Annotated in this window: 13 protein-coding genes; 5 read left to right on the top strand and 8 right to left on the bottom strand. The window is 64.5% G+C overall.

What is annotated here, in order from left to right:
* Position 1 precedes the first annotated feature (1 nt).
* The 5 genes from moaD to KHO41_RS04020 form a co-directional block, all read right to left on the bottom strand.
* Positions 2-259 (bottom strand): molybdopterin converting factor subunit 1, encoded by a 258-nt coding sequence (gene moaD / locus KHO41_RS04040; RefSeq protein WP_211952019.1) that lies wholly within the window; start codon positions 257-259, stop codon positions 2-4.
* Positions 260-289: 30 nt separating this feature from the next.
* Positions 290-1,531 carry a molybdopterin molybdotransferase MoeA gene (locus KHO41_RS04035; RefSeq protein WP_211952018.1) on the bottom strand — a complete coding sequence of 414 codons (1,242 nt, stop codon included), beginning with the start codon at positions 1,529-1,531 and terminating at the stop codon, positions 290-292.
* A 178-nt stretch (positions 1,532-1,709) separates the two neighbouring features.
* Positions 1,710-3,158 (bottom strand): threonine synthase, encoded by a 1,449-nt coding sequence (thrC, locus tag KHO41_RS04030; protein WP_211952017.1) that lies wholly within the window; start codon positions 3,156-3,158, stop codon positions 1,710-1,712.
* A gap of 21 nt (positions 3,159-3,179) precedes the next feature.
* Positions 3,180-4,490 (bottom strand): homoserine dehydrogenase, encoded by a 1,311-nt coding sequence (locus KHO41_RS04025; protein WP_211952016.1) that lies wholly within the window; start codon positions 4,488-4,490, stop codon positions 3,180-3,182.
* 49 nt (positions 4,491-4,539) lie between these two features.
* A complete protein-coding gene (locus tag KHO41_RS04020) occupies positions 4,540-5,775 on the bottom strand; it encodes a pyridoxal phosphate-dependent aminotransferase (protein WP_211952138.1) in 1,236 nt (411 codons plus the stop codon).
* A 313-nt stretch (positions 5,776-6,088) separates the two neighbouring features.
* Between KHO41_RS04020 and KHO41_RS04015 the strand changes: the two genes are divergently transcribed.
* The 5 genes from KHO41_RS04015 (at position 6,089) to KHO41_RS03995 (ending at position 10,478) form a co-directional block, all read left to right on the top strand.
* Entirely contained in the window at positions 6,089-6,478 is a 390-nt protein-coding gene (locus tag KHO41_RS04015; RefSeq protein ID WP_211952015.1) for an Mth938-like domain-containing protein, read from the top strand.
* 160 nt (positions 6,479-6,638) lie between these two features.
* A complete protein-coding gene (locus KHO41_RS04010; protein ID WP_211952014.1) occupies positions 6,639-7,106 on the top strand; it encodes a peroxiredoxin in 468 nt (155 codons plus the stop codon).
* Between the two features lie 376 nt (positions 7,107-7,482).
* Positions 7,483-9,186, top strand: coding sequence for a PhoH family protein (locus KHO41_RS04005; protein ID WP_211952013.1), 1,704 nt, complete (start codon positions 7,483-7,485; stop codon positions 9,184-9,186).
* A gap of 114 nt (positions 9,187-9,300) precedes the next feature.
* The gene (locus tag KHO41_RS04000; protein ID WP_211952012.1) at positions 9,301-9,753 is read left to right on the top strand and encodes a hypothetical protein; all 453 of its coding nucleotides are present in this window, start codon (positions 9,301-9,303) and stop codon (positions 9,751-9,753) included.
* A gap of 41 nt (positions 9,754-9,794) precedes the next feature.
* Positions 9,795-10,478 carry a C40 family peptidase gene (locus tag KHO41_RS03995; RefSeq protein WP_211952011.1) on the top strand — a complete coding sequence of 228 codons (684 nt, stop codon included), beginning with the start codon at positions 9,795-9,797 and terminating at the stop codon, positions 10,476-10,478.
* A 73-nt stretch (positions 10,479-10,551) separates the two neighbouring features.
* On the opposite strand, the gene KHO41_RS03990 is transcribed toward KHO41_RS03995, so the two are convergent.
* From KHO41_RS03990 to KHO41_RS03980, 3 genes are all read right to left on the bottom strand, one after another.
* Positions 10,552-11,559, bottom strand: a complete 1,008-nt coding sequence (locus tag KHO41_RS03990) for an inorganic phosphate transporter (protein WP_211952010.1) — start codon at positions 11,557-11,559, stop codon at positions 10,552-10,554.
* Between the two features lie 13 nt (positions 11,560-11,572).
* The gene (locus KHO41_RS03985; protein ID WP_011298163.1) at positions 11,573-12,199 is read right to left on the bottom strand and encodes a DUF47 domain-containing protein; all 627 of its coding nucleotides are present in this window, start codon (positions 12,197-12,199) and stop codon (positions 11,573-11,575) included.
* A gap of 181 nt (positions 12,200-12,380) precedes the next feature.
* Entirely contained in the window at positions 12,381-13,772 is a 1,392-nt protein-coding gene (locus KHO41_RS03980; protein WP_211952009.1) for a replicative DNA helicase, read from the bottom strand.
* Between the last annotated feature and the right edge of the window lie 18 nt (positions 13,773-13,790).

Genomic DNA, 13,790 nt, shown 5'->3' with positions numbered 1-13,790 from the left:
GTCAGCCTCCCGTCACCGGTGGGAAGAAGGCCACCTCGCAGCCTTCCGCAATCGCCGTATCGGCGCGTGCCACAGCATGGTCCACAGCCATGCGGAGCGCACGGCCTTCGGCCAGCGCTTCGGCCCAGGAACCACCGCGCGTGCGCAGCCATTGGCGCAGTTCGCCTACCGTGCGCACGTCGCCCGGAACTTCGGCGCGCTCCCCGGCAACGCCGAGTTGTTCGCGCACGCTGGCAAAGAAACGTAGTTCGATGTTCATCGCGACTTCTTGCACCGTTTGCACGGCCCGCTATGCGAGCAGGCCGTCGAACGGAATGAACTGCACGGTATCGCCGTGCGCGATCGCCCGGTCGGGCGGGTTGTCGATCAGGCCGTCGCCCCACACCGTGGAGGTCAGCACGCCCGAACTCTGGTTCGGGAACAGGTCCAGGCCGCCATTGGCATTGATGCGCGCGCGCAGAAATTCGTTGCGGCGGTCGCCCTTCTTCAGTTCGAAGTCCGCGCGCAGCGGCAAGCGCCGTGGCGACACGTCGGCAACCCCTTGCAGTCGCAGGATGAACGGCCGCACGAACAGCAGGAACGTGACGAAGCTAGACACCGGATTGCCCGGCAGGCCCAGGAAGAACGCCGCATCGCTGCTGCCATTGTTCACCTGCCCGAATGCCAGTGGCTTGCCCGGCTTGATCGCGATCTGCCACATGTCCAGACGGCCCTCGGCTTCGACCGCGGGCTTGATATGGTCCTCTTCGCCGACCGAGACACCGCCCGACGTGATGATCAGGTCGTGCCCCTGCGCGGCCTTGCGCAGCGTCTCGCGCGTGGCAGCCAGCGTATCGGGAACAATACCCAGGTCGCTCACTTCGCAACCGAGGTTTTCGAGCAGGCCGCGCAGCGTGAAGCGATTCGAGTTGTAGATCGCGCCCGGCTTCAGCGGCTCGCCAGGCATGGCCAACTCGTCGCCCGTGAAGAACACCGCGACGCGTACGCGCCGCACCACATCCAGCCGTGCCTGGCCCACTGAAGCCGCCAGGCCCAACGCCTGCGGTGTCAGCCGCGTACCGGTGGGGAGGATCACACTACCGGCTTCGATGTCCTCACCGGCGCGGCGGATCCACTCACCGGACTGCGGCACGTGGTTGACGATCACATCGTTGCCATCGGCCGCACACTGCTCCTGCATCACTACGGCATCGGCGCCCGGAGGAATCAGCCCGCCGGTAAAGATGCGGGCAGCGGTACCTGGCGCCAGTTCGCTGCCGACATGGCCGGCCGGAATACGCTGCGACACCGGCAAGCGGGTACCGGCTGCGGGTACATCCGCGGCGCGCATCACGTAGCCATCCATCGACGTATTGTCGGCAGGCGGCACCTGCAGGGAACTGGTGACCGGAGCAGCCAGCACGCGGCCGTTGGCGGCCAGGGTATCGACCTGCTCGGCCTGCGCCAGCGGGCGGGCGGCGGCCAGCAAGGCGTCGAGCGCCTGGGCCATGGTCAGCATCGGGGGGCGAGAAGACGCTGCAGCTTGGGTCATGGTGGGATGTGTGGGTTCTGGGCGCCCATGAAAAACGGCCCGCGCATTGCGTCGCACAGGGTCATTCGACCTGGCGGGCAATCCGGGGGCCGCGACTGGGCCACGGCTAGCCTGATTGTAGCGAGTTGGCGCCGCCAAGGCATGCGGCGGCGCCGCAGCCACATTGGCACCGCCCCGCTTACAGGCCGGTGTGACCGGCGATAAAGGCCTTGACCTGGCTGGCGTCGTTCGCCATCACCTCGAAGCGCTGCGGCAGCTTCTCGATGCCTTCAAACGCAGCGGGACGCTCCGGCTCATGGCCCAGCGCTTCACGGATGGTGTCGGCGAACTTGGCGGGCAGCGCCGTTTCCAGCACGACCATCGGCACGCCGGCGCTGAGATGCTCGCGCGCCACCTTGATGCCATCGGCGGTATGGGTGTCGATCGTGATGCCATAGCGCGCCGACATGTCGCGGATCGTCGCCACGCGGTCATCGTGGGTGCTGCGGCCCGAGACAAAGCCGAACTCGCCGCGGATGCGCTCGTATTCCGGCGTGCCCGACAGGTCGAAGCCGCCCTTCTCGTCCACATCGCGGAACAGCGCGGCCAGCTTGCCGCCGTCCTGGCCGATCAGGTCGAAAATGAAGCGCTCGAAGTTCGATGCCTTCGAGATATCCATGCTCGGGCTCGACGTGTGGTACGTCTCGGCCGACTTGCGCACGCGGTAGGCGCCGCTGCGGAAGAACTCGTCGAGCACGTCGTTTTCGTTGGTCGCTACTACGAGCTTGTCGATCGGCAAACCCATCATGCGCGCAATATGGCCGGCGCAGACATTGCCGAAGTTGCCCGACGGCACGCAGAACGACACCTTCTGGCCAGGGCCCGTGGTCGCGAGCAGCCAGCCCTTGAAGTAGTACACGACCTGGGCCACCACACGCGCCCAGTTGATCGAATTGACCGTACCGATGCGCTGGCGGGCCTTGTACTCGAGGTCGTTCGAGACCGCCTTGACGATGTCCTGGCAGTCGTCGAACACGCCTTCCACCGCCAGGTTGAAGATGTTCGGGTCCTGCAGGCTGAACATCTGCGCGGTCTGGAACGCGCTCATCTTGCGGTGCGGGCTCAGCATGAACACGCGGATGCCGCGCTTGCCGCGCATCGCGTACTCGGCAGCGCTGCCGGTATCGCCGGACGTGGCGCCCAGGATGTTGAGTTCCAGCCCGGCACGGCCCAGCGCGTACTCGAACATATTGCCGAGCAGCTGCATGGCCATGTCCTTGAAGGCCAGCGTCGGGCCGTTGGACAGGCCCAGCAGCTGCAGCTTGGTGCCACCTTCCTCGCCCAGCGTGCGCAGCGGCGTGATGTCGGCGGTGTTGTCGCCGGCGCGCGCGTTGCAGTACACCTCGGCGGTATAGGTCTTGCGCGTCAGCGCGCGCAGGTCCTCGGCCGGGATGTCGTCGCAGAATTTGCTCAGGATCTCGAACGCCAGGTCGGCGTACGACAGCTTGCGCCAGGCTTCCAGTTCGTCGGCGGTGACTTGCGGATACTGCACCGGCAGGTACAGGCCGCCGTCCGGCGCCAGGCCGCCCAGCAGGATTTCAGAGAACGATTGCGGCACTTCGTGGCCGCGGGTCGACTGGTATTTCATGGGTCCGGAATATCCTGCCGATCAGTTCAGTTCTTCCATGCGCAGGCGCGTGACCGGCGACAGCACGGTCGGCAGCGACTCGATCTTCGCGATGGCGGCATTGACGTGCTTCTCGCGCGTCACGTGGGTCAGGATGATGATGTCGGTCTGCGGCTCGCCCTCGCGCGATTCCTTCTGCAGCATCGCGTCGATGGAGATGCCCCCCTCGGCCAGGATGCGCGTGATCTCGGCCAGCACACCGGTCTCGTCCGACACGCGCATGCGCAGGTAGTAGGCGCTGTTGATTTCCTCGATCGGCAGCACCGGCACGTTCGACAGCTCGTCCGGCTGGAACGCCAGGTGCGGCACGCGGTGGTTCGGGTCGGCGGTGTGCAGACGCGTCACGTCGACCAGGTCGGCGATCACGGCCGAGGCGGTCGGCTCGGCGCCCGCGCCCTTGCCGTAGTACAGCGTGGCGCCGACGGCGTCGCCCTGCACCAGCACGGCGTTCATCGCGCCTTCCACGTTGGCGATCAGGCGCGAAGCCGGCACCAGCGTCGGATGCACGCGCAGTTCCACGCCGTCGTCGCGGCGGCGCGTGATGCCCAGCAGCTTGATGCGGTAGCCCAGTTCCTCGGCGTACTTGATGTCGGTCGCGGCCAGCTTGGTGATGCCTTCCACGTGGGCCTTTTCGAACTGCACCGGCATGCCGAACGCGATGGCGCTCATCAGCGTGACCTTGTGCGCGGCGTCGACGCCTTCGATATCGAAGGTCGGGTCGGCCTCGGCATAGCCGAGCTGCTGCGCTTCCTTCAGGACCGTGTTGAAATCCAGGCCCTTGTCGCGCATCTCGGACAGGATGAAGTTCGTGGTGCCGTTGATGATGCCGGCAATCCACTGGATGCGGTTGGCCGTCAGGCCTTCGCGCAGCGCCTTGATGATGGGGATGCCACCGGCCACTGCGGCCTCGAACGCGACGATCACGCCCTTCCTGCGCGCGGCTTCGAAGATCTCGTTGCCATGCACGGCCAGCAGCGCCTTGTTGGCGGTGACTACGTGCTTGCCGTTCTCGATGGCTTTGAGCACCAGTTCGCGCGCGATGCCGTAGCCGCCGATCAGCTCGACCACGATGTCGATGTCCGGACGGGCCACCACCACATTGGCGTCGTTGACGATCTCGACTTCGCCGTTGGTCAGCTCGCGTGCGCGCTCGGTGTTGAGATCAGCCACCACGGCGATCTCGATGCCGCGGCCTGCGCGGCGGCGAATTTCTTCCTGGTTGCGCTTGAGCACGTTGAACGTGCCGCTACCGACGGTACCGATGCCGAGCAGGCCAACTTTGATGGGGTTCATGGACAATCTGACTCTAGGTTGCTAAGGATGGTTTGCAGCGGCCGCCCGATCAGGCAGCCACCTTGCCGTGGCGTTTTCGGTACGCCTCCAGGAAGCGCGCGATACGGTTGATTGCCTCGCGCAGATCTTCCTCGTGCGGCAGGAATACGATCCGGAAATGATCCGGCTTGTCCCAGTTGAAGCCGGATCCCTGCACCAGCAGCACCTTGGACTCCTGCAGCAGTTCGTAAATGAACTCCTGGTCGTCCTGCACCGGGTACATCGACAGGTCCAGCTTCGGGAACAGGTACAGCGCGGCCTTGGGCTTGACGCAGCTCACGCCGGGAATCGCGGTGATCAGCTCATAAGCCAGGTCGCGCTGGCGGCGCAGGCGACCGCCTTCGGCCACCAGGTCGTTGATGCTCTGGTAGCCGCCCAGCGCGGTCTGGATGGCCCACTGCCCCGGCACGTTCGCACACAGGCGCATCGAGGACAGCATGTTCAGGCCCTCGATATAGTCGAGCGCCGGACGCTTGTCGCCCGACACCACCATCCAGCCGGCGCGGTAGCCGCACGAACGGTAGTTCTTCGACAGGCCATTGAACGTCACCGTCAGCACGTCCGTCGACAGCGAGGCGATCGAGGTGTGGACGTTGCCGTCGTACAGGACCTTGTCGTAGATCTCGTCGGCAAAGATGATCAGCCCGTGCTCGCGCGCGATCGCGACGATCTCGAGCAGCAACTCGTCCGAGTACAGCGCGCCGGTCGGGTTGTTCGGGTTGATGATGACGATGCCCTTGGTATGCGGCGTGATGCGGGCGCGGATATCGGCCGGATCAGGCATCCACTCGTTGGACTCGTCGCAGATATAGTGGACCGGCGTGCCACCCGAGAGGCTCACCGCCGCCGTCCACAGCGGGTAGTCCGGTGCCGGCACCAGGACTTCGTCGCCGCTGTTGAGCAGCGCGTTGACTGCCATCACGATCAGTTCGGACGCACCGTTGCCCACGTAGATGTCTTCCAGGCCGACGCCCTGGATATTCTTCTGCTGGGTGTAGTGCATGATCGCCTTGCGCGCGGCGAAGATGCCCTTGGAATCCGAATAGCCCGCCGAATTCGGCAGGTTGCGCATCATGTCCTGCTGAATTTCCTCCGGGGCATCGAAACCGAATACGGCCAGGTTGCCGATATTCAGCTTGATGATCTTGTGTCCCTCTTCCTCCATCTGCTTGGCCTTTTCCAGCACCGGGCCGCGGATGTCGTAGCAAACGTTATTGAGTTTGTTGGATTTCTGGATGGGTTTCACGGCGATATCGGCGGAGGCGAAAACTGCCGCGTCGGCGGCAGCGAACATGGGAATCCGGATGGAGTGTCTCGGGGGCGCCGTCCGTTGCGCTGCAACGCAGTCATGCCGCGAATGTGGCAGACACGGAGGCAAAAGCTATAATTTATCGGATTATGACAGACTTCGGCAGCAATTCTTGCATTGCAGCGTGCCTCGGGGATACCCGCCGCCAGCGCCTGCAGCCTGCCGCCAACCCGCTGCCTGCCCGCGCTGCCGGCCATCCGCCCCGCGGAAGGCATCGCTGCGCCAGCCAGGCCGCCTCCGGGACCCCCAATTGAAACTCCACGCCGACCAGCCACAGTCGCTCAATACCGTCACGGCCTACGGGCCTGATTACATTGAAATCAACCTGATACGTCACACGAATTCCGTCCTGGTACTGCCGGAGGGCGAGGTCCGCCCCTGGCCGGTGGAGCGCTTCGAAGACCTCGAACCCGCCCACTTCGAGGCGCTGGCCGAACTCGGGCCCGAAGTCGTGCTGCTGGGCACTGGCTCGCGCCTGCGCTTCCCCCATCCGCGCCTGACCGCCTCGCTCGCCCGCAAGCATGTCGGGGTCGACGCCATGGACATGCAGGCCGCATGCCGCACTTACAATATCCTGATGGCGGAAGGGCGCAAGGTCGCGGCCGTGCTGCTGCTGGAGCCGGAAGCCGCAGGCAACTGAGCCGTCATTGGCCGCCAGGGAAAGTTAAGGGTACGCCACGCTTGAAGTTTGCCCGCCCGCCCCAATCTGCCCCTTCCGTGACGCAGGCGCGCTACCCGTGCCGCCTTCGTCCAGACTCTCGCAGCGTCTCCGACACCGCCCCTCCCCTGGAGCCATAACAATGACAGTCAGTCTCAACAAGGCAGTGCCCGACTTCAGCGCACCGGTCACTGGTGACGACGGCACCTTCCGCCTGTCCGAGCACCGCGGCAAGACCGTGGTGCTGTACTTCTATCCGAAGGACAACACCCCCGGCTGCACGACCGAGGCCATGAACTTCCGCGACCAGCACGATGATTTCGTGAAGGCCGGCGTGACCGTGTTCGGCATCTCGCGCGACAGCCTGCGCTCGCACGAAAATTTCAAGGCGAAACTCGAACTGCCGTTCGAACTGATCTCGGATCCGGACGAAGCCGTGTGCAATCTCTTCGATGTCATGAAGATGAAAAAGCTGTATGGCAAGGAGCATCGCGGCGTCGAACGCAGTACTTTCATCGTTGACGGCAAGGGCATCCTGCGCCACGAGCTGCGCGGCATCAAGGTACCCAACCATGTGGATGAGGTGCTGGAGATGGTTCGCGGTCTCTGAAACATCATCTGCATGGCCTCCGGCAACGCAAGCCGATTGGCATTGCCGCGACACCACGCCCACCCCGCGTGACTGGCAATTGCCAAACCGAAAACCTTCGGATACATTGGGCCGTAATGAGTTCAGATTCCGGATGCCACGCTGATTCGACTTCCTGGCCCAGGCGGTTCGCGCCGCAGGCCGGTAGCGGACCTGCCGTGTCGCAGGTCCGCAAGCAAGCCGCCAAACCTGTACCGCAGGGCTGGCGGCTTTTTTGTTTATCCGATGCCCCGGGTGCCTCGCGCGTGCATGCCCCGGTGGCCGCTGGCATTCTTCTTGCGAGTTGCCACACGGATAGTTCCGCCCCCATCTTGTCCCCCTGAAAGGAAAGCCAAGCATGCCGCTGCCTACCATGCCCGCCAAGCCTGCCCAATTGCTGGATCCGAGCGAGTTCGCTCCGGTCACTGCGGTGCCCAAGGCCAAAGCCGTCGCACAGGGGAAGAAACCTGTGCCGGCACTCGAACGCGTGGCATTGCTGGAAACCGGCGAAACACAGGCGCCCGCCGTCAAGGCGCGCGCCGCCGGTGGCACCCGCGCCCGTTCGACTCCTACGCAAGAAGTTCCCGCAACGCCCGCCGCTACGCCGCCGGTCAGCCTGGTCAAACCGGCTGCCGGCCCGACGCGACGCGCACGCAAGGCCGAAGGTCCGAGCAAGCTGTTCGTGCTCGACACTAACGTCCTGATGCACGACCCGAGTTCGCTGTTCCGCTTTGAAGAGCACGACGTCTATCTGCCGATGATGACGCTCGAAGAGCTCGACAACCACAAGAAGGGCATGAGCGAAGTCGCGCGCAATGCGCGCACGGTCAGCCGCACGCTCGACTCGCTGGTGAGCGGCACCGGCGGCGTGCTCGATGACGGCCTGCCGCTGGCGAAGCTCGGCAACCGCGACGCGCAGGGCAAGCTGTTCTTCCAGACCAAGCTCAACGACATCAAGCTGCCCGAAGGCCTGCCGCAAGGCAAAGCCGACAACCAGATCCTGGGCGTGGTCAGCGCGCTGCAGCAGCAGTACCCCGAGCGCCAGGTCGTGCTGGTGTCGAAAGACATCAACATGCGCATCAAGGCGCGCGCCCTGGGACTGCCGGCCGAGGACTACTACAACGACCAGGTTCTCGAAGACAAGGACCTGCTCTACGCAGGCGTGATGCAGTTGCCCAGCGACTTCTGGGCCAAGCACGGCAAGGGCGTGGAAAGCTGGCAGGACCCGAAGACCGGCGCGATGTTCTATCGCCTGACCGGCCCCCTCGTGCCCTCCTTCCTGGTCAACCAGTTCGTCTACCTGGAGCCGGTGGACGGCAGCCTGCCGCTCTATGCGCAGGTCAAGGAAATCAACGGCAAGACCGCGCTGCTGCAGACGCTCAAGGACTACACGCACCACAAGAACAATGTGTGGAGCGTGACGGCCCGCAACCGCGAGCAGAACTTCGCGCTGAACCTGCTGATGAACCCGGACATCGACTTCGTCACGCTGCTGGGCCAAGCCGGCACCGGCAAGACGCTGCTCGCGCTGGCGGCTGGGCTAGAGCAAGTGCTCGACCAGAAGCTGTACAACGAGATCATCGTCACCCGCGCCACCGTGCCGGTCGGCGAGGACATCGGCTTCCTGCCCGGTACCGAGGAAGAAAAGATGCAGCCGTGGATGGGGGCGTTCGACGACAACCTCGAAGTCCTGCAGAAGAGCGACGACAGCGCCGGCGAATGGGGCCGCGCCGCGACGCAGGAACTGATCCGCTCGCGCATCAAGGTCAAGAGCATGAACTTCATGCGCGGCCGCACCTTCGTCAACAAGTTCGTCATCATCGATGAAGCGCAGAACCTGACGCCCAAGCAGATGAAGACGCTGGTCACGCGCGCAGGCCCGGGCACCAAAATCATCTGCCTCGGCAATATCGCGCAGATCGATACGCCGTACCTGACCGAAGGTTCGTCTGGCCTGACCTACGTGGTGGACCGCTTCAAGGGCTGGAGCCACAGCGGCCATATCACGCTGGCGCGCGGCGAGCGCTCGCGCCTGGCCGATCACGCTGGCGACGTACTGTAAGGCTTGCCGCCGGCCGGGCCACCAGGTCCGGCCGGCGGACCTGGTTCGCTCCCCGGCCCACGGGCCGCGGGCGCTTGTCCCGTTCGCTGTGAGATTGCCCGACAGGAGGCGTCGATGAGCCCTCAGCAACCGCGCGTCCCGGCTACGCTGCGCCTTCAGCACCGCAAGCGCATGCTGGCACTCGCCGCACTGGCTGCCGCGGGCATGGCGCTGGGCACCGCATGGCGGCCCGCACACGCGGCCGACGAAATGGTGATCCGCACCATGGGCCCGGTGAGCTATGTCTGCGGCGGCATCGCCGAAGACGAACGCAAGGCATTGGCCGACCTGGAAAAGAATTTCAACATGGGCATCCTGTTCACGCAGGGCAGCAACGGCGAATTCCTGTCGGACGTCGCCGTGCGCCTGTTGCGCGACGAGCAGGAAATTGCCACGTTCCGCGCCGCGGGCCCACGCTGCCTCATACGTGCGCCAGAAGGCAGCTACAATATCGAGGCCAGTTACAAGGGCCAGACCAAGACCATCAAGATCGGCACCGGCAGCCGCGACGCACAGTTGCGCTGGTAGCGAACGGATCCGGGTCTGGGCTGGCGACCGACCCAGTAAGGATGCCTTCGCGCCGTTTTCCTGCCCTTCGTGCCATCCAGCTGCGCGTGCCCGCGGTTCCCGCCAGGGCACGGCTGCCGCTGGTATGCGCCGCCGCACTGCTGCTGGCGGCCTGCGCCGGCGCACCGACCTCCCGCCATGCCGGTCTGCCCCGCACGCCGGGCAAGCCGATGATCGACCCGAGCGCGGGACTGGAAGAAATTTCGATCCAGGCCATGTCGCTGGTCGGCACGCCATACCGCTACGGCGGCAATACGCCGGACAGCGGCTTCGACTGCAGCGGCCTGGTGCGATACGTGGTCGCCCGCGCAGCCGACGTCAACCTGCCGCGCACCACCGAGGCCATGGGCGCGCGCGGCTCGGCGCTTGACCGCAGCGAGGTGGCCTCGGGCGACCTGGTCTTCTTCAATACCACGGGTCGCGCCAATTCCCATGTCGGCATCTACGTCGGCCAGAACCGCTTCGTGCACGCGCCGTCCACCGGCGGCACGGTGCGGCTCGAGGACATGGGCAAGCCCTACTGGGCATCGCGATACAACGGCGCGCGCCGCGTGGTGGCGGCCGTCAACCAGCCGCTGCCGGTTCAGCCCGCCGGTCCTGTCCCGACACCAGTGCCTCCCGCTGCGCCACCTGACCCCGTCCCGGCTGTCGACGACGATCCGATCGCGGCCTTCGCCAACAAATAGCGCCCCCCCTCTGAACGACAAAAAAGCCAGGCAAGTGCCTGGCTTTTCTTCATACGCGGATATCCGCCCAGCCTTACAGGATGTGGCGGCCGACCCACCAAGCAATCGCGGACATGAACGCGGACGCCGGAATGGTCAGCACCCAGGCCCAGACGATATTGCCGGCCACGCCCCAACGAACCGCCGACATCTTCTGCGCGGAGCCCACACCGACGATGGCGCCGGTAATGGTGTGCGTGGTTGACACCGGCACACCCAGGGCAGACGCGATGAACAGCGTAATCGCGCCACCGGTTTCGGCACAGAAGCCGCCGACGGGCTTCAGCTTGGTGATCTTCTGACCCATGGTCCGCACGATCCGCCAGCCGCCGAACAGCGTGCCCATGCCAATCGCCACGTAGCAGCTCACGATCACCCACACCGGCGGTTCGCCGCCCGCCGCGACATGGCCGCTGGCGATCAGCAGCATCCAGATGATGCCGATGGTCTTCTGCGCGTCATTGCCGCCGTGGCCGAGGCTGTACAGCGATGCCGAGGCGAGCTGCAGCCGACGGAACCAGCGGTCCACGCGCGACGGCGGCGTACGGAAGAAGGTCCAGCCCACGATCACCATCATCAGCGAGCCGAGGATGAGACCCAGCAGCGGCGAGATCACGATGAAGGCGACGGTCTTCAGCAGGCCGTTGCCCACCAGTGCACCGGTGCCAGCCTTGGCCACCGCAGCCCCGACCAAACCGCCGATCAGCGCATGCGATGACGACGAAGGAATACCGTAGTACCACGTGATCGCGTTCCACGCGATGGCCCCGACCAGCGCACCGAATATCACGTAGTGGTCAACGATATTGACGTCTACGGTGCCGGTACCGACGGTGGCTGCCACCTTCAGGTGGAAGATGAAGATCGCGACGACGTTGCACATTGCCGCCATGGCCACCGCATGGTGCGGCTTGAGCACGCCCGTGGACACCACCGTGGCGATCGAGTTGGCTGCATCGTGAAAGCCGTTCATGAAGTCGAACAGCAACGCGAGCGCGACCAGCAGGCCGATCACCCACAGGCTCATTTGAATGGTATGCATTGCCGATTCCGCTTCAGGCGTTTTCCAGGACGATGCCTTCAATGATGTTGGCCACGTCCTCGCACTTGTCGGTAATCGTTTCGAGCTGTTCGTAGATGGCCTTCAGCTTGATCAGCCGCTTGACGTCGGTCTCGTCGCGGAACAGCTTCGACATGGCCGAGCGCATCACGCGGTCAGCTTCCGATTCCAGCTGGTCGATCTGCTGAGCGGTCTTCAGGATGGTGCTGGCGTTGCCCATGTCCTCGAGCAGGCCCACGGCGATCTTGACCTGATCGCAGCACTGCACGCAGATGGCGGCGAGACGCAGCGCCTCATCGGTCAGGCTGGTCACGTCGTACAGCGAGATGGTTTCCGCCACGTCTTCCATCAGGTCCAGGATGTCGTCCATGGTCGTGATGAGCTTGTGGATTTCGTCGCGGTCCAGCGGCGTGATGAAGGTCTTGTGCAGCAGGTCGATGGTGTCGTGCGTGATCCGGTCAGCCTTCTTTTCGGTCGCCTGGACCCGGCGGGCATGCGCCTCGGCATTGGGCAAGTCATTGACCAGCGTCTGCAGCTCATGGGCGGCGGTCACCGCGCAGTCGGCATGCTGGTTGAAGTATTCGAAGAACTTGCCCTCGGTGGGCATGAATCGGCCGAACATGGAATGTTCCTTGTCGCAGCGCCACGGCGCCGCTTGGTTTGTTGCTGGAGGATGCGCAATGCGTCGCGCAACAGCAGCTTTTTGAGCCGCCGTCATCAAAGCGCAATATTTTACAGGGTTGTTGCTTCAATGCCCGCCCATATGTCGCAAACGAGACGCTTGTTCGCAGGCAGGCTTGACTTCAGTTGTCGTTATCGAAGAAGGCCGGACCGCCGCTGAAGTTGTCGAACTTGGTGAACTGGCCCAGGAAGGTCAGGCGCACCGTGCCGATCGGGCCGTTACGCTGCTTGCCGATGATGATTTCGGAGGTGCCCTTGTCCTGCGAGTCCGGGTTGTAGACTTCGTCGCGGTAGATGAACAGGATCACGTCGGCATCCTGTTCGATGGCGCCCGACTCACGCAGATCGGACATCACAGGGCGCTTGTTCGGGCGCTGTTCCAGGCTTCGGTTGAGCTGGGACAGGGCGATCACCGGGCAGTTCAGTTCCTTGGCGAGGCCCTTGAGCGAACGCGAAATCTCGGAAATCTCGGTCGCCCGATTCTCGCCGCCACCGGAGCCCGACATCAGCTGCAGGTAGTCGATGATGATCAGGCCCAGCTGCCCGCACTGGCGCGCCAGCCGGCGCGAACGGGCGCGCAGTTCCATCGAGTTCAGCGCCGGCGTTTCGTCGATGAAGAGCTGGGCGTCGTTCATGCGCTGGATGGCATGGGTCAGGCGTGGCCAGTCCTCATCGAGCAATCGCCCGGTACGCAACCGGTGCTGGTCGAGGCGGCCGACCGAGCCCAGCATACGCATGGCGAGCTGGGTGCCCGCCATTTCCATCGAGAACACGGCAACCGGCAGCCCCTGCTCCACGGCCACGTGTTCGCCGATGTTAAGCGAGAAGGCCGTCTTGCCCATCGATGGCCGGCCCGCCACGATGATCAGGTCACCGGGCTGCATGCCGCTGGTCATCTTGTCGAGGTCGATGAAGCCGGTCGGCACGCCCGTTACGTCGGTGGTTGAATCACGGTGGTACAGCTCGTCGATGCGCTCGACCACCTGCGTCAGCAGCGGCTGGATTTCCTGGAAACCCTTCTGGCCGCGCGAGCCCTCTTCGGCAATCGCGAAGACCTTGGATTCCGCTGCATCCAGCAGTTCCCGGACTTCGCGGCCCTGTGGCGCGAACGCCGACGAGGCGATGTCATCCGCCACCGTCACCAGCTTGCGCAGCACCGCGCGCTCTCGCACGATTTCCGCGTAGCGGCGGATATTGGCCGCGCTAGGCGTGTTCTGGGCGAGCGAGTTCAGGTAGGCGAGCCCGCCCACCTCCTCGGCCTTGCCAGCCCCCTGCAACATCTCGAAGACCGTGATCACGTCCGCCGGCTTGGTGGCGGAGATCAGCTTCGCGATGTTCTGGAAGATCATCCGATGGTCGAAGCGGTAGAAATCCGCTTCGGAGATGAAATCGGCAATACGGTCCCAGGCGGCATTGTCCAGCAGCAGGCCACCGAGTACCGATTGTTCGGCCTCGATCGAATGCGGGGGTACCTTGAGACTGTCGAGTTGGGGGTCGGCGACGGGCGCGTTCATGGGGTGGGATTATACCGG

The organism is Cupriavidus numazuensis (assembly GCF_905397435.1).
In the GTDB taxonomy this organism is placed as follows: domain Bacteria; phylum Pseudomonadota; class Gammaproteobacteria; order Burkholderiales; family Burkholderiaceae; genus Cupriavidus; species Cupriavidus numazuensis.
This window is presented reverse-complemented; position numbering and strand designations above follow the sequence as displayed.